Annotated in this window: 21 protein-coding genes; 8 read left to right on the forward strand and 13 right to left on the reverse strand. The window is 66.4% G+C overall.

Annotation, left to right across the window (positions count from 1 at the left end; genetic code table 11):
* Position 1 precedes the first annotated feature (1 nt).
* Positions 2–775: an SCO family protein gene (locus ACT4ML_RS18905; protein WP_444722261.1), complete on the reverse strand. Its 774-nt coding sequence runs from the start codon at positions 773–775 to the stop codon at positions 2–4.
* Between the two features lie 185 nt (positions 776–960).
* On the opposite strand from ACT4ML_RS18905, the gene ACT4ML_RS18910 reads away from it, so the two are divergent.
* The 3 genes from ACT4ML_RS18910 (at position 961) to ACT4ML_RS18920 (ending at position 5,123) form a co-directional block, all read left to right on the forward strand.
* Complete coding sequence (locus ACT4ML_RS18910; RefSeq protein ID WP_444722262.1) at positions 961–2,088, forward strand: DUF7350 domain-containing protein; 1,128 nt, start codon at positions 961–963, stop codon at positions 2,086–2,088.
* A 287-nt stretch (positions 2,089–2,375) separates the two neighbouring features.
* A complete protein-coding gene (locus ACT4ML_RS18915) occupies positions 2,376–2,552 on the forward strand; it encodes a hypothetical protein (RefSeq protein ID WP_175416325.1) in 177 nt (58 codons plus the stop codon).
* 1,365 nt (positions 2,553–3,917) lie between these two features.
* Positions 3,918–5,123, forward strand: a complete 1,206-nt coding sequence (locus ACT4ML_RS18920) for an orc1/cdc6 family replication initiation protein (protein ID WP_138244579.1) — start codon at positions 3,918–3,920, stop codon at positions 5,121–5,123.
* Between the two features lie 198 nt (positions 5,124–5,321).
* Here the strand turns inward: ACT4ML_RS18920 and ACT4ML_RS18925 are convergent, their stop codons facing one another.
* On the reverse strand, positions 5,322–6,470 hold the full coding sequence (locus tag ACT4ML_RS18925; protein WP_444722263.1) for a M24 family metallopeptidase: 1,149 nt from the start codon (positions 6,468–6,470) through the stop codon (positions 5,322–5,324).
* A gap of 220 nt (positions 6,471–6,690) precedes the next feature.
* On the opposite strand from ACT4ML_RS18925, the gene ACT4ML_RS18930 reads away from it, so the two are divergent.
* From ACT4ML_RS18930 to ACT4ML_RS18940, 3 genes are all read left to right on the forward strand, one after another.
* Positions 6,691–8,406: an alpha,alpha-trehalose-phosphate synthase (UDP-forming) gene (locus ACT4ML_RS18930; RefSeq protein ID WP_444722345.1), complete on the forward strand. Its 1,716-nt coding sequence runs from the start codon at positions 6,691–6,693 to the stop codon at positions 8,404–8,406.
* Positions 8,407–8,409: 3 nt separating this feature from the next.
* Entirely contained in the window at positions 8,410–9,246 is an 837-nt protein-coding gene (gene otsB, locus ACT4ML_RS18935) for a trehalose-phosphatase (protein WP_444722264.1), read from the forward strand.
* Between the two features lie 356 nt (positions 9,247–9,602).
* Positions 9,603–9,956: a winged helix-turn-helix domain-containing protein gene (locus tag ACT4ML_RS18940; RefSeq protein ID WP_138244576.1), complete on the forward strand. Its 354-nt coding sequence runs from the start codon at positions 9,603–9,605 to the stop codon at positions 9,954–9,956.
* A 47-nt stretch (positions 9,957–10,003) separates the two neighbouring features.
* Here ACT4ML_RS18940 and ACT4ML_RS18945 read toward each other — a convergent pair whose 3' ends face one another.
* The 5 genes from ACT4ML_RS18945 to ACT4ML_RS18965 form a co-directional block, all read right to left on the reverse strand.
* Positions 10,004–10,813 carry a peptidase M10A and M12B matrixin and adamalysin gene (locus ACT4ML_RS18945; protein WP_444722265.1) on the reverse strand — a complete coding sequence of 270 codons (810 nt, stop codon included), beginning with the start codon at positions 10,811–10,813 and terminating at the stop codon, positions 10,004–10,006.
* A gap of 53 nt (positions 10,814–10,866) precedes the next feature.
* Complete coding sequence (locus tag ACT4ML_RS18950; protein ID WP_444722266.1) at positions 10,867–11,187, reverse strand: hypothetical protein; 321 nt, start codon at positions 11,185–11,187, stop codon at positions 10,867–10,869.
* A 236-nt stretch (positions 11,188–11,423) separates the two neighbouring features.
* A complete protein-coding gene (locus tag ACT4ML_RS18955; protein WP_444722267.1) occupies positions 11,424–13,529 on the reverse strand; it encodes a bacterio-opsin activator domain-containing protein in 2,106 nt (701 codons plus the stop codon).
* 147 nt (positions 13,530–13,676) lie between these two features.
* Entirely contained in the window at positions 13,677–13,928 is a 252-nt protein-coding gene (locus tag ACT4ML_RS18960) for an MTH865 family protein (RefSeq protein WP_138244572.1), read from the reverse strand.
* Between the two features lie 90 nt (positions 13,929–14,018).
* Positions 14,019–14,780 (reverse strand): hypothetical protein, encoded by a 762-nt coding sequence (locus tag ACT4ML_RS18965; RefSeq protein ID WP_444722268.1) that lies wholly within the window; start codon positions 14,778–14,780, stop codon positions 14,019–14,021.
* 194 nt (positions 14,781–14,974) lie between these two features.
* On the opposite strand from ACT4ML_RS18965, the gene ACT4ML_RS18970 reads away from it, so the two are divergent.
* Positions 14,975–15,364 carry a ribbon-helix-helix domain-containing protein gene (locus ACT4ML_RS18970; protein WP_444722269.1) on the forward strand — a complete coding sequence of 130 codons (390 nt, stop codon included), beginning with the start codon at positions 14,975–14,977 and terminating at the stop codon, positions 15,362–15,364.
* 44 nt (positions 15,365–15,408) lie between these two features.
* On the opposite strand, the gene ACT4ML_RS18975 is transcribed toward ACT4ML_RS18970, so the two are convergent.
* The 4 genes from ACT4ML_RS18975 to ACT4ML_RS18990 all read right to left on the reverse strand — a co-directional run bounded on the left by ACT4ML_RS18975 (position 15,409) and on the right by ACT4ML_RS18990 (position 20,098).
* Positions 15,409–17,019 carry a cobyric acid synthase gene (locus ACT4ML_RS18975; RefSeq protein WP_444722270.1) on the reverse strand — a complete coding sequence of 537 codons (1,611 nt, stop codon included), beginning with the start codon at positions 17,017–17,019 and terminating at the stop codon, positions 15,409–15,411.
* 60 nt (positions 17,020–17,079) lie between these two features.
* A complete protein-coding gene (locus ACT4ML_RS18980) occupies positions 17,080–18,552 on the reverse strand; it encodes a hypothetical protein (RefSeq protein WP_444722271.1) in 1,473 nt (490 codons plus the stop codon).
* Entirely contained in the window at positions 18,549–19,304 is a 756-nt protein-coding gene (locus ACT4ML_RS18985) for an ABC transporter ATP-binding protein (RefSeq protein ID WP_444722272.1), read from the reverse strand. The genes ACT4ML_RS18980 and ACT4ML_RS18985 overlap by 4 nt, the downstream gene beginning before the upstream one ends.
* Positions 19,305–19,408: 104 nt before the next feature.
* The gene (locus ACT4ML_RS18990) at positions 19,409–20,098 is read right to left on the reverse strand and encodes a cob(I)yrinic acid a,c-diamide adenosyltransferase (protein ID WP_444722273.1); all 690 of its coding nucleotides are present in this window, start codon (positions 20,096–20,098) and stop codon (positions 19,409–19,411) included.
* A 129-nt stretch (positions 20,099–20,227) separates the two neighbouring features.
* On the opposite strand from ACT4ML_RS18990, the gene ACT4ML_RS18995 reads away from it, so the two are divergent.
* Positions 20,228–20,587, forward strand: a complete 360-nt coding sequence (locus ACT4ML_RS18995; protein WP_444722274.1) for a helix-turn-helix domain-containing protein — start codon at positions 20,228–20,230, stop codon at positions 20,585–20,587.
* Between the two features lie 42 nt (positions 20,588–20,629).
* Here the strand turns inward: ACT4ML_RS18995 and ACT4ML_RS19000 are convergent, their stop codons facing one another.
* Together ACT4ML_RS19000 and ACT4ML_RS19005 are read right to left on the reverse strand one after the other, a co-directional pair.
* Complete coding sequence (locus tag ACT4ML_RS19000; protein WP_444722275.1) at positions 20,630–21,850, reverse strand: FAD-dependent oxidoreductase; 1,221 nt, start codon at positions 21,848–21,850, stop codon at positions 20,630–20,632.
* Between the two features lie 128 nt (positions 21,851–21,978).
* The gene (locus tag ACT4ML_RS19005; protein ID WP_444722276.1) at positions 21,979–22,404 is read right to left on the reverse strand and encodes a CBS domain-containing protein; all 426 of its coding nucleotides are present in this window, start codon (positions 22,402–22,404) and stop codon (positions 21,979–21,981) included.
* Positions 22,405–22,455: the final 51 nt, after the last annotated feature.

The raw sequence follows: 22,455 nt of genomic DNA on the forward strand, positions 1-22,455 counted from the left end.
CCTATTCGGTCACCCCCACGACCGTTCGCGCGTCCTCGACCATCACCTGCGTGTTGACAGTTTCGCGCTGGTTGGATGCTCTCGGGTAGGCACGCTCGACGATGCCGCGATCGTTGACGAGTTGGACGAGGGCAGAATGCGTGAACGTGTACTCGCCGCCGGAATCGGACGACTCGTTCGCCGATTCGTTCGTCGATTCGTTCGCCGACCCCTCCGACTGCTCGTCGTCTCGCTCGAGCGGGAGTCCGAACGTCTCGTTGAGGAGGGTTTTGGCCGTCTCGTTGTCCGCCGGTCGGAGGAAGTGCCAGTGGTCTGCATCGACGTCGATCCCCATCTGCGTCCCGTACGACCGGAGGGGGTCGGCGGTGTCCCGGTCGGGATCGAACGTCACCGCGAGCAACCCGAGCTCGTCCGCGTAGTCGCTGTCCATGGCGTCTTCCTGTATTCGATGGAAGTGCTGGAGGAGTTGCTGGCACATGCCGTCCGGGCAAGACGAATAGAAGTACGTGATCACGAACGGGCGCTCGCCGACGAAGTCCTCGAGCGAGACGGTCTCCTCCGCGAGCGGGTCCTGGAGGGAGAACGACGGGAACTCCTCGCCGTGAATCGGATACGAGGGATCGCCTCGTCGCACGTCCGGATTCCCGAGGACGGTATCAGTGTCGTCCGTATCGCCCGTGTTCTCGCCGTCCCCGCCGAGTGCCTCGCCGAGGCAGCCGGCAACGCTAGTCAACCCTGCGATTCCGGCCGTGCCGAGGTATGTCCGCCGGTCCATGTATAGATCGTAGGAACGCCGAATCAAAGGTTCATTGGTTCGGTTCACGAAGGGGCGCGGGTTCATCGAGACGTTCCACCGGATCGACCGAACCGTTCGGCGGACGGTGAGGCGACCGCGGGCCTCGCCGCCCGTTCGAGCGGCGAACCAACAGGCGTTTTGTCACCGGTGCCCAACGACCGCTAATGAATCGTCGGGGTTTCCTCCGTGGCGCGGCCGGGATCGGAGCCGTCGGAGCCGCCGGGCTCGCGGGCTGTCTCGAGCGGCTCGGATTCGAAGAAGAGTCCGCGTGGGCGAACCCGCCGCTCGTGGAGAATCGCCCCGACGCGGTCTATCTCCCCTCCTCGCGCGAGGAGATGCGGAGCTACGGAACGGCGGCCGACGGCGACTACGCGGTCGCGCTCTCGTATACCTTCCCACACCGGTTCTGGCTCGTCAACGGCGACGAGACGGAACTCGTCGAGGTCAGCACCGACGATAGCCTCCACCTCATGACCACCGTCTGGGACCGCGAGACGCGCACCGTCCTTCCGGTGGACATGCAACTCGAGATCCGGCAGGACGGCTCCCCGATCGACGACGGCATCTCCTCGCCGTGGCCCATGATCTCCCAGCGGATGGGGTTTCACTACGGTGACAACGTCCGGCTCCCCGGCGAGGGCGAATACACGGTCCGCGTTCGAGCCGGTCCGGTCGGGGGCGACCTCGAGCGAACCGGCGGGTTCGAGGGCCGACTGGAATCGCAGGGATCGCTCGAGGTCGACTTCGAGTACACCCGGTCGGACATCAACGACCTCTCGTTCCAGACGATCGACGAGAATCGGTGGGGCGACGAGGGCGCGCTGTCGCTGATGGACCACGGTGACGGCGGCGATCACGAGTCCGGACACGGCGACGGCGACATCGGCCCGCCGCCGATGGGGCAGGCCCCAGCGCTCGAGGACCTCCCCGGCGAGTCGCTGGGCACCGAACGCAGCGGCGACGCGGCGTTCGCCGCGCTCGTGACCGACGCCGATCGGTTCGCCGACGGCGGATCGTATCTGGCAGTGTCTCCCAGAACGCCGTACAACGACGTTCTCCTCCCGCTCACGTCGCTGTCCGCGACCGTCGAACGCGACGGCACTGTCGTCGGCGAGGGATCGCTCGCGCAGGCGCTCGACGACGAGCTCGGATACCACTACGGGCTCGCAGTCGACGAACTCGCGACCGGGGACCGCGTGACGGTCACCGTCGACGCGCCGCCGCAGGTCTCTCGCCACGACGGCTACGAGACGGCGTTCTTCGAGTTCGAAGACATCACGTACACCGTCTAGTCATGTCGCGGCGGCTCGAGCAGCGGGCGGTCTGCCGTCGGGGCTCGGAACGAGGAATACATAGCACGAGCGGCGGTCGATTTCGGCACGGAAATCACGGCTTTCGGACGGCAACAGTCTTCAGGCGGGTTCAAACGAACGGCGAGCGACCGATGGGGGACTCGCTTCTCGACCCTGCCGATCCGGCGCGTAAATCCGCCTATATAGCGATCGAACGATCGGAAGGGACTGCCAGCGTTCTCGTACGGCTTCGATAACTATCGGGGACCGTGGACTATGCTCGAGTGATGTCTCGCACAGATCATGCAGATATGCATATCGGCTGTCCGGAGTGTGACGCAACGGTCGACGCGTCCGTTCCCCCCGGTCCGGGGATCCACGCGGAGAGCGACTCGAACCGACTGCTGGGGAAGGAAACCCGGTGCCGGAACTGCGGTCACGAACTCGAACTCTACTACTACTGAACCCGGCCCGGACTACTGAGTCCGGCCCGGGACGACCGGAATCGGCTCGCGGTCTCACCGGACCGCCCAACGCGCGAGAGTCGAATATCGTCGCCCGCCGAGCGGCGACATCTCCGAACGTTGAGCGACGGCTACTCTCCGAACCCTGAGCACGGTTCCCGCCGGTGATGCCCATCGTTTTCTCGAGAGAGATCGCGACTCGAGCGTAAGAGGCGGCCACACCGTGTTTCCGGTGAAATGTATCGGGTCAGCGAGACGGCGGTGGGTCACGAGAGTGTGACACACCGTGTTTCCGGTGAACAGAACCGCGATTGGGTTCCGAGACTGTCGCCGTAATCGATGGGAGAGAGATCGGTTCGCGGACACCGTATTTCCGGTGTATTCGAGCGCATCCGGGGGCCGGGTCGACCTCGAGCGATCGGAAACGCAGTGATCGTCGGACTCGAGTTCTGCGGGTCAGTGTAGAGAATCGCTCGTGGGCGTGGAAACGTGTCCCGGAACAGCTGCCATACTGTCCCGGACGGATCCGTGCTGAACGAGTCGTGTCCGAACGCATCTGTGCCGAACGGAACTCCAGTAAGCGGACACACCGGGTTTCCGGTGAATCAGTGCCTCGTCGGCCGGTGGACCTGTCTCGAGTGACCCGACCGAACGGCAATAGTTCGAAGATTGCGCTCACACCGTATTTCCGGTGAAATGGTACAGACGGGCGGTCGATACTGCAGACCGAAAGCCAGTTCAGAAATCCACGGACGAATCGTAGCGCGCGGTTGGGCGTGGAACTGGTCGAGGAACCGGAAGCGTGATTCAGCAGTCACACACCGAGTTTCCGGTGAAACCCGTCGACGGGTGAACCCCTCTGCGAATCGCGTCTCGATATCGGACGACCGATGTGGTCGACTCCGCTACGGCCACCCCTTCTTCGGACACTTCTCTATCCGTCTATAGAAATATATAAATATATGTTATGAGTAAAGTCCACTAAGTGAATCGAGATACTTTTTGACGAGATGTCGAGAAGAGGAGCGCACTTGTTCTGATGGGCCAATTCGGCTCCGATGACCGCTCTCCGCTCTCGCCGGCACGGGCGATATCGTACTGCACATCGGGTTTCCGATGACGGAACCCCCGTTTCAACTGCACCCCTCACCCGTCGTTTCCCCGTTTCACCGGAAACACGGTGTGTGTCCACGCCCGCTCGTTCACCGACATCGTTCGACGAGTGCGAACCGCTCGAGGTTACCGAACTAAAACGAAATGGTCGAAAACACACCGCTTGACGCCATCTGCGGCGCTTTCCCGTCCGCGCTCGAGCCCGCGCTGCCAAACGGAAACACTATTTCACCGGAAATCCGGTGTTCGACCATGTCGAGTTCCGGCGACGACCTGTTCACGCGCGACGACCCGATCTTCGAGAACAAGGAACTGCTCGAGATCAACCACCTCCCCGCGGAGGGGCGAATCGTCGGCCGGGACGACGAGATTTCGGAACTCGCGAACGCGGTCAATCCCGCGATCTTCGGCCAGAGCCCGAGTAACCTTCTGATCTACGGCAAGACGGGTACGGGAAAGTCCCTCTGTGCGAAGTACATCTCGGAACGGGCCGTCCGCGTCGCAGGCGACGAGGACGTCACCTCGGCGTTCGCCTACGTCGACTGCGCACAGGACAACACGGAGACCCAAGCCGTCCAGACGATCGCCCACGCGCTGAACGAACCGGCACGCACCGACGTGCGAATTCCCGATAAGGGGCTCAGCACCTCGACGTACTACAAGCGTCTCTGGAAAGTACTCGACTCCCAGTACGACGTCGTCCTCGTGATTCTCGACGAGGTCGACAAGCTCGACGACGACGACATCCTCATGCAACTCTCGCGTGCGGGCGAGGCCGGCAAGCTCGAGTCGTGCAAGATCGGGGTGATCGGCATCAGTAACAAGATCAAGTACAAGGATCGGTTGGACGAGCGGGTCAAGTCCAGCCTCTGTGAGCGCGAGTTCGTCTTCCCGCCCTACGACGCGAACCAGCTCAGAGACATCATGCAGGCCCGCAGCGACGCGTTCAAGGACGGCGTCCTCGAGCCGTCGGTGATCCCCCGGGCCGCGGCGCTGGCCGCCCGCGAGCACGGCGATGCGCGGAAGGCGATCGACATCCTCCGTTACGCCGGGGAGATCGCCCAGTCGAAGGGCAGCGAAACGGTCCGAGAGGAGTTCGTGGTGCAGGCCCGCGAACGGGCCGAGACCGATCGATTCCGGGAACTCATCCGCGGCTCGACCCCGCACTCGCGGTACGTCCTGCAGGCGCTTGCAGTCCTCTCGCTCAACGCGACCGAGGAAGACGGGTTCCGGACGACGAAGATCTACGATGTCTACGAGGAGATCTGTCGGCAGGAGCGCTCCGATCCGCTCTCGCTCCGGCGGGTCCGCGACCTGCTGAAAGAACACGCGTTCCTCGACATCTTGGAGCAGGCCCGCCGGAGCGGCGGCAGCGCCGAGGGCAGTTACACCGAACACCAGTTACTCGAGGATCCGGAGGTCGTACGGACGGTCCTCGTCGAGACCGACGAGTCGTAGGGCCGCGTACCGCCGGTTCATTTCGCCGCAATTAGCATATATCAGTGGGCAACGCGCCGACATTTCACCGGAAACCCGGTGTCCCCGTTCGACACCGCCTCGAGCCGGCAGCGTGTCACTCCCTACGCAACAGTGGCTCACCACTCAACGGCGGCTTCCCACTCAGCAGTGGCTCACCACTCAGCGGCGGTACCCGGCTCAACAGCCGGTTTCCCAGCCGCGCGGCGTGTCGTTCAGTCGCTCGGCACCGTCCTCGGTCACCGCAACGAGGTCCTCGATCCGGACGCCGAACTGACCCTCGAGGTAGACGCCCGGCTCGACGCTGAAGACCATGCCGGGCTCGAGTTCGCGATCGTTGCCCGCGACGATATAGGGCGGTTCGTGGACTTCGAGTCCGACCCCGTGGCCGGTTCGGTGGACGAAGGCGTCGCCGTAGCCGGCGTCCTCGATGACCGCTCTGGCCGCGCGGTCGACCGACCCGGCCGTAACGCCCGGCTCGATCGCGTCGATCGCGGCCTGTTGAGCCTCTTTGACGGTGTCGTGGACCCGCTCGTACTCGGCGGGCGGCTCGCCGACGACGATCGTCCGCGTCTGGTCGCCGGGATACCGGCCCGTTCCGGCCTCGAGATCGGCGTCGACGAACGCGCCGAAGTCAAGGACGATCGGCTCACCGGCCTCGATCTCCCGCGAGCCGCCGTGGTGGTGGGGTCGGGCACCGTTCGGCCCGGCGGCGACGATGGTCTCGAAGGCCGGCTCCTCGCCGCCCGCTGCGACGAGCAGTCGGTCGATCTCGCTCGCCAGTTCCGATTCGGTCATGCCGACGAGGTCGTCCCCACGCGTGCGGATCTCGAGCGAGATGCGGTCCGCGAGTTCGCCGGCCCGCCGGAGCGCCGCGAGTTCGACGTCGTCCTTGCGGATTCGTAGCGGCTCGAGGACGGAACTCGCGAGACCGAACTCGGCGTCGGGCAGTAGCTCCCGGAGATCCTGCGTGAACGTCGCCCACAGCCGGTCGTCGACGAGGACGGTCGCCGGCTCCGTCCCGCCGAGCGAATAGCCCGTCAGTACGTTCTCGGCAGTCTCGAGCGGGTCGTCCGCGTCGGTCCAGCAGCGCAGTCGAAGGTCCGCAATCGGAAGCTCGGACAGCTGGTCCTCGTACATCGCCGGCGCGACCAGCGCGGGATCACCGGTGTCGGGAACGAACAGCAACAGGTGCCGTTCGGACGGCGATTCCTCGAAGCCGGTCAGATAGGTCAGGTTCGGACTCGGAAAGCAGACGACCAGATCGGCGTCGGCGCGCTCGAGTCGACGCTGACAGGCCGCGATCCGGCGATCGAACGGGGATTGCATGGGAAAGGATTCGCTCGAGCGGAAAATCAACGTTTGGTTGGGACGGGGCTTGCGCGATGATCTGTACGGAGTGATCTATCGCTCCCCGCTCGGTCTCGCTGCGGTGACTCTCACGCGGGGCGAACAGTCGGGATACCGCGATTGCTAGCGGGAACGTATTAACCCCCCAGCGATCGCAGGCCGCGAGGCAACCCGTGGGGACGCTGTGGTATTTCAGCGAATGCGAGTTACCGAGCGGTTGTCGTCGACGACTGTACGCAAACGACAGCGACGGGCCGACGGCCGCGGCCGAACGGACGACGAATCCGGCTCGAGCGGCCCGACCTGTCCCGGTTCGTTGATCGTGGTTTCGAACCGGCAACCGTATCGTCACGAGTACGAAGACGACGCTCCGGCGGCGGACGCCGATTCCGCGAGCGGCGACGGCTCCCCGCCAACGGGGACCGACGGCGGCGCTCGTTCGACGACCGACACGCGATCGATCACGGTCGACGAACCGACCGGCGGCCTGACGGCCGGCCTCGATCCCGTGGTCCAACGGACGAACGGGACGTGGATCGCGTGGGGCGACGGCGACGCCGACTTCGACGTGACGGACGAGCGGAACTGCGTCGCCGTCCCGCCGGACGAGGAAGCCTACACGCTGCACCGCCTCGATCTCTCCGAGGAGGCGGTCGACTCCTACTACTACGGCTTCAGCAATCGGGTCCTCTGGCCGCTCTGTCACGGGTTTCCCGACCTAATCGAGGACCGATCGAACGACTTCGAGTGGTATCGGACGGTCAACGAGCGGTTCGCCGAGGCGGTCGCCGACCACGCGACCGACGACTCCGTCATCTGGCTGCAGGACTACCACCTCGCGCTCGCGCCGCGGATGATCCGGGAGTCGGTCCCCGCCGGCGCGACCGTCGCCCAGTTCTGGCACATCCCGTGGCCGTCGCCGTCGACGTTTCGGCACTGCCCGGCCGGCGGTCACATCCTCGAGGGGCTGCTCGGCAACGACCTGCTCGGCTTCCACGTCGAGCGGTATGCCGATCAGTTCCTGGACTGCGTCGACCGGTTCCTGCCGGGAGCGACCGTCGATTACGCTCGTCGAACGGTCCGATACGAGGGGACGACGACGCGGGTCGTCGCGACCCCGATGGGCGTCGACGCCGAATCGTACGACCGGGGAGCGCGGTCGACCGACCCTGATCGACTCTCCGCGCTGTTCGAAGAGTACGGGATTCCGAAAGGAACGATGCTCGGACTGGGGTTGGACCGCCTCGACTACAGCAAGGGGATTCCCGAGCGGCTGGCGGCCCTCGAGCGGTTCTTCGAGCGGAATCCGGACTGGCGCGGCGAGTTTACGTTCGTCCAGAAGGCGACGCCGTCGCGCACGGAGATCGACACCTACGAGGAGTACGGCGAACTCGTTCGCAGCGAGGTCCAGCGGATCAACCGCCGCTTCGAGACCGACGACTGGCAGCCGATCGTCTACACCGAGGACGTCCTGCCCGAGGAAGACCTCTATGCGCTCTACCGGCGCGCGGACGTGATGGTCGTGAGCCCGTTGATCGACGGCATGAATCTGGTCGCACAGGAGTACATCGCCGCCAGCGTCGACGGCGACGGCGCGTTGCTGCTGAGCGATCGGACCGGCGCACACGATCGGCTGGGCTCGCACGCCCTGACGATCGATCCGACCGACACTGACGGGGTGGCGTCCCAACTCGAGCACGCGCTCTCGATGCCGCCGTACGAGCGCCGACGGCGGATGAACACGCTTCGCCAGCGCGTCTTCAACGGCGACATCGAATCGTGGATGGACACGCAGTTCGACTGGATCAGACGCGTCCACGGCGACCGGCGGCCCGGCGACGCGAGCGCGGAAACCGGCTCTGGCTCCGGCTCGGACTCGGGCTCCGACTCGAAAGAACCGACGCCGCCAGCGTAGCCGATGGCCCGAACCGAGTCACAGCCGCGGCCGCTCGAGGAGCGGAAGCCGCGACTCCGGGACCGGCTCGAGGACGCCGCCGGACTGCTCGTCTGTCTGGACTTCGACGGGACGCTCGCGCCGATCGTCGAGGATCCGGACGCCGCGGCACCGACCGAGCGAAACCGGGACGCGGTGGCTGCCCTCGCGGAAACCCCGGCGATAACGACGGCGGTCGTCAGCGGCCGCGCGCTGGCGGACGTCCGCGAGCGCGTCGACGGCCCGGCGATCTACGCCGGCAACCACGGGCTCGAACTCGCCCGTAACGGCTCCGTCGCCGTCCACCCGATCGCGCGCAAACGCGCCACCCGGATCGACCGTCTCTGCTCGATCCTCGAGACCGCGCTCTCGTCGGTCCCGAACTGCCGGATCGAAAACAAGCGCCTGACGGGAACGGTTCACTTCCGGTCCGTGCCGCCGGCCGCCGAACCGATCGCCCGGCGGATTACGCGCGAGGTGGTCGACCGGTTCGGCGGCGACGCCGTCGAGGTTTCGGCCGGGAAACGGATCCTCGAGATCGGGCCGGACTTCCCGTGGGGGAAGGGGAACGCGGTCGAGTTGATCGCGGCCGACGAACCGCCGGCGACGACCGTCGTCTACGTCGGGGACGATGTCACCGACGAGTCGGCGTTCCGGGCCGTCGAACCGGACGGAATCGGGGTCCGCGTCGGTGGCGACGATCCCTCGAGTGCCTCCTGTCGAGTCGAGTCACCCGCGGAGGTCGCGTCGCTTCTCTCGTGGCTCGGCTCGACCGGTGCCGAACTGGTCGACGGTCCCGGCCCGACCGCGACCGTCGATTGACGCCGACGGTCGGGACGGTGGCGTCGTCCCGGCTTCGCTCGACCGATTCATTGTCCGTGCCGTCGGCTCGCTCCTGTGTGGTGTCCGACGAAGGAGGACGACTGTAGGGTGGGGTGGGAGCCGAGTACGGGCAGGTGGTGACCGAGCCCGATACCGGGGAGCAGCGGTTCGTGAACCGGGCTCGGTTCGACTGCGACGGTGGGGATCCGTCTGGGGGTCGCTCGACCCACCCGATCGGGCATACGTTATGTCCCCATTTAATATTGTGGGTGGCCATTACCATCGAAAACAGCACGTCTCGAGCCGAAAGTATTAGTTACCACTGGAAATATAGACCGGTACGAGAGTGAACGAGAGTGAAACTCCGCCAACCAACTGATTTCCTGATCCTCGAGGCGCTCGAGGACAAGGGACGAAACGTCGCAACGAATCTGGCTGCACACACGGGAAAGAGCCGGAAGAACATCAACACCAGACTGCCGGTGCTCGAGGACTACGGGCTCGTCAACAAGATCGGACCCGCCGAGCGGTCCGGGCTCTACGAGATCAGCTCCGCGGGGAAAGCGGCGCTGGTGTACCGAGATCAGTACGACGAGGTCGACGACTTCGAGGCGCTCATCGAAGGGCCAAACGCCGGAACGGACCAGGAGGGCGAGCCACAGGCCAGTTTCGCCCGCGGTGAGGACGACGACGACGAAACCGAGGAGTAACGGGACGAGCGACTCGACGTCGTCTCGATTCCGTCGCCGGCCGGTCGTCACCGCGTCCCGTTTCGTCGCTCCGGGAGCGATCGGTCGGCTCGCCGAGCGGTGCCGTTCGAGAAAAGCCCGCCCTCGTAGGCCGCGAGTTCGCGGCGGGCACACGACGAAAAGGCGAGGCTGAGTTTCCGTTTTCGGTCGTCCGTGCTCGGAATCGCCGTCCCACAGTGCGGGCGGTCCGTATCGTACGACGGATCCCACGCGTAGCTGCTGAGCATCGGCGTCGCGATCACCGCCCCATCGCGGCGGAACGCGACGCCGTGTTCGTGTTCCAGTCCGAGCGCGTGTCCGATCTCGTGGACGAGCACCTGAATCGACCGCGTCGGCGTCGCGTACGGAACGATCGAGCGCGCGTCGTCGTCGACCAGTTCGTCGAACGACTCGAGGGCGGCGATGTGTCTGGCCCCGCCGACCGAGGCGATGTGGGGGATTCCGTATCCGGTCGGTGCCCGTTCCATCTCCCCGTCGGTCACCAGCAGGTTGACGTCCGACACCGGTTCGAGGTCGCGGCGGCCGAGCGTGCCCGCGGCGACGGCCCTCGGCCACTCGCCGCGGATGGTGAGTCGCGCGGCATCCTCAGTCGAAACCGAGACGGAGCCGCCGATAGAGACGTCGAGTGTCCAGTGCTCGAGGGCGAACGCCTCCCCGAGATACTCGAGGATGCGATCGGCGATCCCGTCGTAGGTCGCGGCCCGTTCCGAGAACCAGATCCGGACCGCGAGCGTCTCGTCCGGGCCGCGCGTCGCGTACGCTAACGTGCCGAGCGAGGCCATCGACCCGACCGTTCCGAGGAACACGCGACGCTTCACGGGCGACATCGGTCGGACGACGCCCAGTGTTCGCGGGTGAACGACGACACGTATTACCTCTCGGTCGGTGCCGTCTCGCCCTCGTCGGTAGCCGTTCGACTCGACCCCGTCGCAGGCGATCTGTCTCGAGGATCGACGACTCGAGCGCGGCCGTCGGCGACGCGGATTTCGACCCCGGTCGGCAACTCGGCGGGCTCGATTGGCGCGAGCGAGAGCAACGCCTCGGCTTCGGTTTCGACCAGCCACCGGTCCGGCGCTCGCTGTCGCATGCAGAGCGCCCACGCGCCGGTCCGCAGCCGCCGCCTGACCTGCCAGTCGGTGTAGTACCGGTTATTCGACCCCTCGAAGAGGGCCCTGAACGGTACTGCTACCACGGCGACCCCACCCGCGATCTGTGGCCGAACTGCGTCCCCCGAACGGTCGTCATTCTAGCCGATCGATCGGTCGTCTCCCGCATCGCTACTGGGGTTCATATGGTCGATCTTTAAGAAAACATGAGAGTCACTCCAGACGGAACTCCTCCCGAAATCGCCCTGTGAGTCCTACGACCTCCGGAGTCCGCGGACTCGCTCGGCGCAGTCGCCGCCGACGGAACGTACCTCGAGGCCGGCTAGCTGTGTCCGCCGCTCTCGAAGAACTCGCCGAGAATCGCCTTGAGCCCCTTCCGCAGGTGCTGGTGCATCGTCGGCGGCGAGATGTCCATCGCCTCGGCGATCTCCTCGCCGGTGCTCTCGCGCGGCCAGTCGAAGAAGCCGCCGTAGTACGCGAGTCGCAGCGTCGTGAGCTGGCGGTCGGTGAGCCGATCGAGGATCCGGTTTCTGCGCTGGGCCGCCGTCCGAACCGGTCGATCGACCTCCCGCCGAGCGACGAGTTCAGTGGTCTCGTAGACGAGCGTCAGCGCCTCCGCGATCTCTCGGACATCGGCGTCCTGGGAGACCTCGACCAGACAGGTCCCGACGCCGTTCTCGACCGTGACATCCCGGATCGTCGCGCCGTGATTCGTGAGCGTCCGGACCCCCGACTTCGCCAGCCGCATCTCGATCGTACAGCCCTCCTCGCCGTCGTGAATGAGTCGACACTCCTCGACGGACTCGTGCTCGCTCGCCGCCCCGAGGACCGTCTCGCCGTCGAGCCCGTCGATCGTGACGTACTGAAAGGTCCGCCCGTTCGCCGTGGTGCCCGCCCACTCGAGCGAGCAGGTACAGCCGTACTCCTCGGAGAGATCGAACGCGAACGTGTCGCCGCCGTCGATCCGAAACTCGAGTTCGACGACGGTGTCGGCAAAGAGCAGTTGGCGGTTCTTGACGGCCATGATAGTGAACCCGATCGTCTCGCCGAGCAGCCTGAACCCGGCCCGCTCGCGTTCGCTGAACGCGTCGTCTCGACTCGCGAGGACGGTGAGAACGCCGTAGGTCGCGTCCTCGTGGGTGATCGGGACGGCGATTGCGGATCGGACATCGTCCGCGCGGGCGGCTTCCTGTAGCGGCTCCGGGACCGCCTCGTCCTCGAGAATCCGGTTCGTCGTCCGGATCTCGCCGGTCTGGATCGCCCGCATGGCCGGACGCTCGTGGTCGCCGTCGAGGTCGCGGACGCGGTCGAGGTAGGTCTCGGCCTCGCCGGCTCCGGTCCGGAAGGATAGTCGGCCGTCGCCGGTCCGCTCGGCGATCCACGACCCGCAGTACAGCTCCGAGTCGACGAGCTGTTCGCAGACCTCGTCTTCGATGGCGTCGCGGGCCGGCGCCTCGACTAGCGTCTCGATCACCTGCCGGACGACCGCGTTGATCCGGTTGAGCGTCTCGAGTTGGTCCTGTCGCGAGCGGAGTTGTTGTTCGCGCCGGACCCGTTCGGTGATGTCTCGTGCCAGCCAGACGACGGCCCGTCGGCCCTGAATTCGCTGGTCGATCGGGACGACGCGGGCCTCGAACCGACGGCGGCCGTCGGTCGTCTTCGCGTCGTACTCGACCGATTGGACGTCGTCGGTCCTGATCGCCCGATCGAGACAGTCCTGCAGTTTCGCGGCGACCTGATCGGGAAACGCGTCCTCGAGTTGCGTTCCGGGAAGCTCGTCGACGGCCGTCGAGTACAGGTCGGCCGAGTCGGGTCGGACCTTCGCCTCGAGATACGTGCCGTCCTCGCCGATGACGAAGGCCTCGTCGGGCAGTTCGTTGGCGAGAATGCGGTGGTATCGGCCGTCGTCGCCGTCCGACGGCGGCTGGGGTTGTGACCGAACCGTCGAGACGATCCGATCGATCGGGTCCTCGTCGCGTTCGGTCGGGACGTACTCCGTCGCGTCCGCCCTGAGCGCGACGGTAGCGAGCCGTTCGCTGCCCTCCCGTGGCGCGACGATCGTCGAGAGGTCCGGTCGCACAGCGTGGACGCGCTGGAGGACCGTCTGTATCTCGCCGGGACAGTCGAGTTCGAGGACGACGGCACGCGGCGGGGCCGATGTCGTCGCGCCGTCAGCCGACGACGCGTCCGCCGACGTGGCCTCGCCGCCGTCGGACACCTCCGCCTCGCTCCCCTCGGAGGTCGCATCGTCGGCATCGCCGTTCGCGTTCGACGGCACCGATCCGAGGACGCTCTCGAGGTCGCCGGATGCGGGGACCGTTCGAACGTCGTGCTCGATCGCCTTCTCGAGGCGCGGCCGGAGATAGCTCTCTCCGACTCGAGTGTCCGTTACGACGACGATCGATTCCGATCGGTGTGTCCCGTTCATCCGTTACCCCCTGTTTGCTCGGCTTCGGTCGTTTCCGTCCGTCACCGCGCTCCGTTCTATCAACGCGGATTCGGAATAAAAGCCTGCTGGTCGTTCCTCACCCGTCGACGGGACGCCGTCGGGAACCGCCGTCCGAGAGCCGCCGGCTCACAACTCGCCTCGTTCCCGGAGCTGTGCTAGCAGGTCGTCGACGAGCGACTCGACGTCTTCGTACGGAAAGTCACCGCCGGAGGTCTTGGTGTTCAGTTCCATCGCAGTCATCGAGAAGTCACCGGATTCGAACGTCGTCCCGGGACCGTTCGGCAGCGCCGGGACGAGATCCATCGGCCCCGAGACCGGATAGTCGGCGTCCTCGAAGGCGTCGATCATCTGCTCGCGGAGTTCGGCTTCGTCTGCCATTACGTACCGCGATTCGGGGCCCGAAATAATAAAGCTGCAGGTGGGCGCGAACGGAGCAGAGCCGCCGGTTGTGACTCGGCGGCCGGTTGATCAGAGCCGGCGCATGAACTCGGGGAGAATCCCCCGCTCGCTCGAGTCGGCGGCCGCGGCCGGTTCGCCGGCGGGACGGTCGGTCCCGCCGTCGTTGCGAGCCTCGGCGAACGGGTCGGGATCCGAGCCGTCAGCACTCGCAGCGGCCGCTGTCCCGGTGTCGCTTTCAGTCGGCGTCGCGGCGTCGGTTTCCGTGGTTGCGGCGTCGGTCCCCGTGGTTGCGGTATCGGTCCCCGTCGTCGCGTGCTCGCCCGTTCCCGACCCTGCGTCCGTTTCGGCGGTGGCTTCGACGGCGGACTCGAACGCCGCCTCCGATTCGGGGCCGAAGTAGTAGGGATCGCTCGGGGACAGATACTCCCGGAGCCGGATGTTTCCGTAGCCGGCCAGCGCGAGCGCGGGGACGAATAGCGGTTCGATCCCGAACAGCGTCGGTCCTGCCGTCAGAATCACGAGGAAGACCGAGAGCGGCGAGTAGACGAGAAACGCGACGAGCCGAAACGCGTTCCCGACGTAGGCGTCGAGGACGTAGGCGTACACGCCGTACGCGCCGACGAGCAGGCCGATATCGGCGTAGAGACCGACCAGTAGTCCGACATCACCGGCGACGAAGCCGTGGATCTGGACCGCGATCGCGCCCGTCAACACCGTCGTTCGATTGACGTAGGTCTCGTCGAGCGCCATCCCGAACACCAGCACCGCGAGCTGGATCAGCGGCGCTGCGATCCACCACGGGAGGGAACTGAGGAGAACGCCGGGATACACGTCGATTACACCAACTCACTCGAGTGAACCCGGTCCGAGCCCTTTAACGTTCGTTCCGTTTCGAGACTCGATACGGACCCGTCGAATCGATCGCAACTGCGCACTCGCTGTGCCGCGATCGGACACATCGGAATACAGACACATATTTTGAACAGTAGAAACAATAATTAGTCAGCAGCGAGCAGTGTCGGGACATGGCGAAAGATACCGTCAGGTACCCCGACGACGTGGTCGAAGAGATCGACGCACTCGTCGAAGACGGTATGTTCGAGAGCAAGTCCGAGTTCTATCGCTTCTCCGCGGAGTACGTGCTCACCCTGATCGATTCCGACCACGAGGTGAAGACCTTCAACTTCGACGAGATCAAGACGGAACTCGATATCAGCGAGGAAGACCACGCCAAAGCGCTCGGGGCCGACGGTGGCACGTTCTTCCTCGACGCCGTGATCAACGTCCGAAAACACGGTCTGCGCGGCAACTACGAGGCCGCCGAACGGTTCATCGATACCCACTACGACGAGACCGATCAGGAGTGTATCATCCTCGAGGAACTGCTCGGCACCTACCGCGGCGACTCGGCGTAATCAGTCGGACACCGCCGGAGATGCTCTATCGGCTGCAGATCGACTCACTCCGCTTCTCCATCTCTTGCTCCGAACGGCTCGCCGAGCGCATCCAGGTCGACGTGCTCGCGAACGAGCCGTGCCGCCCGGTCGGACGGCGTCGATCCGGTTTCGTCTCCCGCCATCGACGAGGCCGACGACTCCTCGGCTGTCGGCCGGTCGACGCCCGCCCTCTTCGCAACGGCGTCGAGAAACGCCGTCCGCACCGATTCGTTGTCGAACAAACCGTGCAGATACGTTCCGAGTACCCACCCGGCGGCCGCACTCGAGTCGCCGAGCGGCCGGTTCACATCCTCGAGCGCCCGCGTCCGACCGGCGTGGATCTCGTACCCCGACGCGGAGCCGTCGGCCCCCGAAAGCAGCGGCGAGGCGGTGCCGTCGACGGGAACCGTCGTCCGCTCGAGGCGCTTGTCGCCCTCGAAGCGGGTCTCGACCGGCAGCAATCCCAATCCGTCGACGACGTCGTCCTCGCCCGTTCCCTCAAGCGCGGCGTTGGTGATCCGCTCGCCGAGCATCTGGTAGCCGCCGCAGACGCCGACGACCGGGCCGTCGAAGGCTGCGAGCGCGTCGGCGAACCCGGCTTCGTGAAGTGCCAGTAGGTCGTCGACGGTGTTCTTCGTGCCCGGCACCACGACGGCGTCGGCGTCGACGCCCGCGAGCGGGTCGCCCCGCCGGTCGCCATCGACCGGCACGTAGACTACCGAGACGCCGGGTTCGGCCGCCAGCGCCTCGAGGTCGGTCGCGTTCGAGATTCGGGGGAGTCGGGGGACGGCGATCCGGATGCGGCGGTCGTCCGGGACGCCGTCGTCGTCGCCGACGATGCCTCGTTCCTCGCTGCCCGGGAGGCCGACGCTGTCTTCCTCCGGCAGTCCGGGGTCGTCGTAGGGTAACACGCCCAGAATCGGGACGCCGGTCTCCGTTTCGATCTCCTCGATACCGGGCTCGAGCAGCGACGGATCCCCGCGGAACTTCGTGATGAGCGCGCCGACGATACGGTCGCGGATCGCGTCGGGGACGAGTTCGATGGTCCCGTAGAGGCTGGCGAAGGCCCCGCCGCGTTCGATGTCGACCAACAGGAGGATGTCGGCGTCGGCGAAGTGGGCGGTCTCGACGTTCGCGAGATCTCGATCGTGGAGGTTGATCTCGCCGATGCTGCCCGCACCCTCGGCGACGACCACGTCGTTGTCGGCCGCCAGCCTGCGGTAGGACGCCTCGGCGGCCTCGCGCGCTCGCTCCCAGTACTCCTCGTAGTAGGTGCCGGCGGGGACGTGATCGTGGGCCTCGCCCTGCAGCACCAGTTGGCTCTCGCCGTCGCCCCGGGGCTTGAGGAGCACGGGATTGCAGTCGGTGGTCGGCGTGGTTCGGGCCGCTCGAGCCTGTACGAACTGGGAGACGCCTATTTCTCCCCATCGCGCGTCGGCGCTCGCTCCGGTCCCGTCGTCGGCTCCCTCGCCGCCCTCCGGGCGGACGACGACGCGGGCGTTGTTGCTCATGTTCTGGCCTTTGAACGGGGCGACGGCGACGCCGCGGTCGGCGAGCAGCCGACAGAGACCGGCGGCGACCGTCGACTTGCCGACGTGGCTCGCGGTTCCGGCGACGAGAAGGGTTCTGGTCATCCGCGTTGGGACGTATTCGTACGGCCGGTAGTATCGTCCTATCGGTTCGATCCGCCGTCCTCAGCCGCTGCGATACCGCGCGTCCCAGCGCGGCCCGGCGCGACTCGAGAGGACGATCCCGACGACCCCCAGCCCGATCCCGGCGACGCCGAGACCGGCGGCGAGTTCGAGCGACGGCGGGACGACGACGAAGCCGGCGACCAGCGTCGGCACGAGCGCGACGGCGACGCCGAGGGTGAACGTCGCGAAGCGGACGGCGTCGAAGAGGAACTCGTTGGGATCGAAGCCGGCGATGTAGACGGTCAGACCGTAGTAGTACAGCGCGTAGCCGGCCAGCAACACCGCTCCGACGACGGCGTCGGGCAGCGTGGCCTCGAACCAGAGCACGGCCGCCAGATAGGGCACGGCGACCGTCGGCGCGCCGACCAGGACGAACGCGATCCGCTTCGCGCGGAAGACGTCCTCGATCGAGACCGGGTAGGTGAGGTAGGCCTCGAGCGAGTCGAACTGGGTCAACCAGTTGTACGTGGTAAAGGCCGAGAGGCCGAGGACGCCGCCGAAGAAGATTCCGGGCGCGGGCGCGATGCCGGTGATCGAGTCGACGACGCCGACGAGCGCGGCCACGAGTGCAAGCAGGATACTGGCCGAGACGAACGGTTTCCAGACGCCGCCCGACGAGCGCGCCAGATCGAGCAGCGACTTCGTGACGAGCGCTGCGTTGTCGATGGGGAGGGCCTCGCTGAGCCCGGCGAACCGGTCGGTCGCGGTCCGCGAGGGGCGGCCGTAGGTCGGATCGTACAGCAGGAGCGACCCCGCGGCGACGACGAGGGCGACGGCGGCCAGTCCGCCGGCGGTGACCGGGGAGCCGTCGATCGGAACGAGAACGGATCGGAGGGTGCCGAGCCCGCCGATCACCCAGATCCCGACGACGGCGACCGCGATCGCCAGTCCGATCGCCCACGGTGGCGCGCCGCGGGTGCGGACGGCGATCAGCGCGACGGTCGTCGCCATCCCGACCGCGAAGACGAGACACAGCGAGAGCCAGAACAGTCCGACCGAAAGCGGCGTCGTCGCCGAGAGGCCGTCGACGGCCACGCTCCCCAGCGCCATCGGCAACACGAACGCGACGCCGTAAAACAGCGCGTCCTTCAGGAGGAACGCGCCCAGTAGCCGCCGGCGCGAGAGCGGCAGCGTCGTCGACGACGAGAGCAGCAGCGACAGCCGGCCGAACACGTTCTCGAGCATGTCCGAGCCGGCAAAACCCGCGGTGCCGCTGTAGAGCCCGAACCCGAAGGCGAGGACGTGCAGGCCGCCAACGACGGTCTCCGTCGCGGTGCCGGTCTCGACGAGCGCCACGGTCCCACTCACGGCCAGCAGTGCGATGACGAACGGGAACAGCGCGAACCGCCAACCGCCGAACAACTGGGTGTGGAGTCGCCACTCCTCCCGGAAGAGCACCGCGAGCAGTCGTCGCATCGAGAGGCCGGCTCCCGTCCCCGTCCCGACCTGCTCGGGAGTCGTGGCCTCCGTCATACGTCTACGTGCTCGAGCGTCGGGGTATCTCGCGCGTCCTCGCCTTCGACGCGGTCGAGGAACACCTCGAGCAGCGACTCGTCGCCGTCGTCGTCCGCGAGCGAGCGCTCGGTCACGAGTTGCCCGTCGGCGACGATGCCGACGCGGGTACAGATCTCCTCGGCGACGTCGATGTTGTGCGTCGAGACGAAGACGGCGTTGTCGCCGGCCGCGTAGGAGACGAGGAACCGTTTGACCTGTTCCTGGACGAGCGGGTCGAGGTTCGCCAGCGGCTCGTCGATGAAGACCACGTCGGGCTCGTGGACGAACGCCTGCGCGATCATCACCTTCTGTTGCTGGCCTCGAGAGAGGTCGGTGTGCAGCGTGTCGAGTTTACTCTCGAATCCGAGGCGGTCGGCCCACGCGGCGGTCTGCTCGGCGACCCGCTCCGGTTCGAGGTCGCGCACTTCGCCGACGAACTCGAGGTACTCGCGGGGCGTGAGAAAGCTCGGCGGCGACCCCTGTTCCGGCAGGATACCGACGTTCCGACGCGTCTCGATCGGCTCCGCGACCGGGTCCGTCTCGAGGACTGAGACGTCGCCCGCATCCGGTTGAATCTGGCCGGTCAGCACTCGGATCGTGGTCGTCTTGCCGGCACCGTTCGGGCCGAGAAAGCCGTACAGTTCCCCTCGCTCGACGGCGAATTCCATTCCGTCGACGGCGGTGACGGAACCGTAGGACTTCCGCAGCCCGTCTACGTGAATCGCACCCATTGAACAGCGATTCGTTCTCAGGATTTGATCATAACTGTGGTGGTAGGCGAATAGTAACAGGTCGGCGTCGCCGCCGGCCGTCGCGGGTTGCTGCAGTGACGTGATCAGAACTCGGTCCCGCGTCGCGCCCGCTGGCCGTCGTCGATCGGGTGTTTCACCTTTCTAACATTCGTGATCAGGTCGGCATGATCCTCGAGGTATGTCGGCTCGGCGTGGCTGCCACAGACGACGAGTTCGAGGTCGTCGGGTTTCCGTTCAATGAGATCGAGGACGTCGTCTTCACTGACCAGATCGCGGTCAGCGGCGTAGAGCACTTCGTCCAGAATCAGCATGTGCATCCCCGCCTCCGGCGGCGCGTCGAGGTCGATCGGCGCGTCGAGGTCGGCGTCGCTCGCCGCCTCGAGCAACTCGCGGGCGCGCTCGAGGCCCGCTTGGGCCTCGGCCTCGTGGTCTGCCTCGTCGCTGCCGTCTGCCATCCCGTGCCAGCCGTAGTGGCCGAGGTTCTCGTAGCTGATCCCCGGCAGCGCGGCCATCGCGTTGTACTCGCCGCGGACGGCGTCGACGCTCGAAGCCCCCCCTTTCATGAACTGGAGCATGTGGACCCGGTAGCCGTGGCCCGCGGCCCGCATCCCCATGCCGAGGGCGGCCGTCGTCTTTCCCTTCCCGTCTCCCCACCAGACCTGGACGAGGCCGAACTCCTCGGGGGCGGCGGGTTCGATTCCCTCGGCCTCGGGCGTTCGGCCCTGCCCCGGCGTGTTCTCGACCGCGGATTCGGGCGTTCGATCGTCGCTCATACCGAGTCCGTCGGCCCCGTCGCACATGTAGTTGCTCCATCCGATTCCCTCCGTGTCGGGTCGCGGCCATCCAGTGACACCCCCAACCAAACGTGTCTTTAGGCCTCGCTCCTAACGTGGCTGCACCCAATGTCCCTCGAGTTCTCCTCGTCCGACGGCTCCCCGGAGTTCGAGCGCGTGATCGCCGCACTCGACGACGGTGCCTGCCGGGAGATCATCGCGGTGCTCGAGGACCCGATGACCGTCGACGACATCGCCGAGGCAGCGGATCGCCCGCTCTCGACGACCTACCGAAAACTCGACTGCCTGACGGAGGCCGGACTGGTCGAGGAAGCCGCCGGCGTCCGCGAGGGCCGCCATCAGAAGGCCCGGTACGTCGCCAATCTCGAGCGGGTTTCGATCGACCTCGACGACGCAAACGAGTTGCGTGCCGAGATCGACCACTCGACGGAACACGACTTCTGGTCGGAACTCAGTCGCGAGTTCTGAGGGGATTCTATCACCCGCTCGGCTCGAGCGCCGACGCTGACGCTATTTTCCGACGATGTCGGCGTCGGTCGGTCCCTGCCCGTCGAACTGCCGGACGAACTCGTCGAGCCGGGCCGGATCCGACGCGCCCGGCAGCCGCTCGTCGGCGGTGACGCAGTCGGCGTCGACGCCGAGCCGATCACAGACGAGATCCGCCGTCGCCTCGGCCATCCGGCGGTAGGTCGTCAGCTTGCCGCCGACAATGCTACAGCAGTTCTCGAGGTCCTCGTCGCCGTGATCGAGCAGGTGAAAACCGCGCGAGATCCCGCGACCGCCGCGAGCGGCCTCGTCGGGTTCGTACAGCGGGCGGACGCCCCACCACGTCCGGACGCGGTCGGCGTCGGCGACCGGCGGGAGCATCGCCGCACATTCAGTGACCGTCTCCTCGATCTCCCAGTCAGCCCGTTCGTAGTCGTCGGGATCGCCGACTGGAACGCTCGTCGTCCCGAGGACGGCTTCGCCGCCGTGTGGTACGATGATGTCGCCGTCGTCGGGCTCGCGACACCGGTTGCACACCGGCTCGAGGCCGTCGTACTCGACCGAGACCATGACGCCGCGGGTCGGGCGCATCTCGACGGACACGCCCGCCATCTCGGCGATCTGTCCCGCGTACGGGCCGGTCGCGTTCACGACGTAGCTCGGCCGCACCGTCTCGTCGGCATCGCCGCCGAGTGCGACCGCCGTAATCCGGCCGTCTTCACGCCGTATCGACTCGACCGGTGCGTGGGGGCGAACGTCCGCCCCGTGTGCTCGAGCGTCGGCCGCGTTGGCGGCGACCAACCGCGACGGGAGGACCACGCCGTCGGGGACCCACATCGCGCGTTCGACATCGTCGGAGAGGTCCGGAACCGCCTCGCGGACGGTGTCTCCGTCGACGACTTCGGTCGGAATCCCAACGTCCTCGCAGGCGTCGCGTTTCGCGTCGAAATAGGCCGGATCGTCCTCGGCGAGTTGTACGAAGAGCCCCTCGGTCTCCCGAACGCACGCGCCCCCGATCCGGCGCAGGATCCGGTTCTCCGCGAGGCACTCTCGAGCCTCCGGGCCGTCGGCCTCGGCGTAGCGCGCGCCGCTGTGGAGCAACCCGTGCGAGCGACCCGAGGTTCCCGACGCAAGCCCGTTCCGATCGACGAGCGTGACGTCGACGCCCCTGAGCGCGAGGTCTCTGGCGATTCCCGCCCCGGTAGCGCCGCCGCCGATCACGAGAACGCCCGTTTCACTGTCCATACTCGAGCGAGGGCGTCCAGACTGACGTACCTTTCACTACTCGGGCCGAACTCCGAAGAAACGTCTCGGATGTCGGCGGGATCGAATCGTCTCGTTTCGTCTCGAGCTGTCCGCGCTCGACGACGGGATTACGGACTGTAGTCGGGCGACTGGGCTTCGATCGTATCGGCGACGTTATCGAGTTGCTCGCCGATCGTGGCGACCAGATCGTCCAGTGTCGCGACGCCGGCCAGTTCGCCGTCGTCGTCGACGATCGGGAACCGGCGGACGTTGTTGTCGCGAATCGCCTCCGAGATGGTGACCGGGTCGTCGTCCTCGTGGACCGTCACCGGCCGTTCGGTCATCACGTCCGCGACCGATACCGACCCGACATCGTCGTGGTCGTGGATCGCGAGCGCGGCGTCGCGGTCGGTGATCATCCCGATCGGTTCGTCGTTCTCGGTGACGATGACCGAGCCGACGTTTTCCGCCTCGAGCCGCTGGGTGATCTCCTCGAGCTGGCTGTCGGGACTGGTCGTGACGACGTCTTGGGGGCCGAGTTTGCCGACGGACATGGTTCGACTCGACTGACGCCCGGCTCGGTATTCAGTGGTGAGCTTTCAAGC

Origin of the sequence: Natrinema sp. LN54, assembly GCF_052439245.1 — an archaeon.
Lineage (GTDB): Archaea > Halobacteriota > Halobacteria > Halobacteriales > Natrialbaceae > Natrinema > Natrinema versiforme_A.

Coding starts and splice junctions, on each gene's coding strand:
- ACT4ML_RS18905 (WP_444722261.1), bottom strand. CDS start 775: ATGGACCGGCGGACATACCTCGGCACGGCCGGAATCGCAGGGTTGACT.
- ACT4ML_RS18910 (WP_444722262.1), top strand. CDS start 961: ATGAATCGTCGGGGTTTCCTCCGTGGCGCGGCCGGGATCGGAGCCGTC.
- ACT4ML_RS18915 (WP_175416325.1), top strand. CDS start 2,376: ATGTCTCGCACAGATCATGCAGATATGCATATCGGCTGTCCGGAGTGT.
- ACT4ML_RS18920 (WP_138244579.1), top strand. CDS start 3,918: ATGTCGAGTTCCGGCGACGACCTGTTCACGCGCGACGACCCGATCTTC.
- ACT4ML_RS18925 (WP_444722263.1), bottom strand. CDS start 6,470: ATGCAATCCCCGTTCGATCGCCGGATCGCGGCCTGTCAGCGTCGACTC.
- ACT4ML_RS18930 (WP_444722345.1), top strand. CDS start 6,691: ATGCGAGTTACCGAGCGGTTGTCGTCGACGACTGTACGCAAACGACAG.
- otsB (WP_444722264.1), top strand. CDS start 8,410: ATGGCCCGAACCGAGTCACAGCCGCGGCCGCTCGAGGAGCGGAAGCCG.
- ACT4ML_RS18955 (WP_444722267.1), bottom strand. CDS start 13,529: ATGAACGGGACACACCGATCGGAATCGATCGTCGTCGTAACGGACACT.
- ACT4ML_RS18960 (WP_138244572.1), bottom strand. CDS start 13,928: ATGGCAGACGAAGCCGAACTCCGCGAGCAGATGATCGACGCCTTCGAG.
- ACT4ML_RS18970 (WP_444722269.1), top strand. CDS start 14,975: ATGGCGAAAGATACCGTCAGGTACCCCGACGACGTGGTCGAAGAGATC.
- ACT4ML_RS18975 (WP_444722270.1), bottom strand. CDS start 17,019: ATGACCAGAACCCTTCTCGTCGCCGGAACCGCGAGCCACGTCGGCAAG.
- ACT4ML_RS18980 (WP_444722271.1), bottom strand. CDS start 18,552: ATGACGGAGGCCACGACTCCCGAGCAGGTCGGGACGGGGACGGGAGCC.
- ACT4ML_RS18985 (WP_444722272.1), bottom strand. CDS start 19,304: ATGGGTGCGATTCACGTAGACGGGCTGCGGAAGTCCTACGGTTCCGTC.
- ACT4ML_RS18990 (WP_444722273.1), bottom strand. CDS start 20,098: ATGAGCGACGATCGAACGCCCGAATCCGCGGTCGAGAACACGCCGGGG.
- ACT4ML_RS18995 (WP_444722274.1), top strand. CDS start 20,228: ATGTCCCTCGAGTTCTCCTCGTCCGACGGCTCCCCGGAGTTCGAGCGC.
- ACT4ML_RS19000 (WP_444722275.1), bottom strand. CDS start 21,850: ATGGACAGTGAAACGGGCGTTCTCGTGATCGGCGGCGGCGCTACCGGG.
- ACT4ML_RS19005 (WP_444722276.1), bottom strand. CDS start 22,404: ATGTCCGTCGGCAAACTCGGCCCCCAAGACGTCGTCACGACCAGTCCC.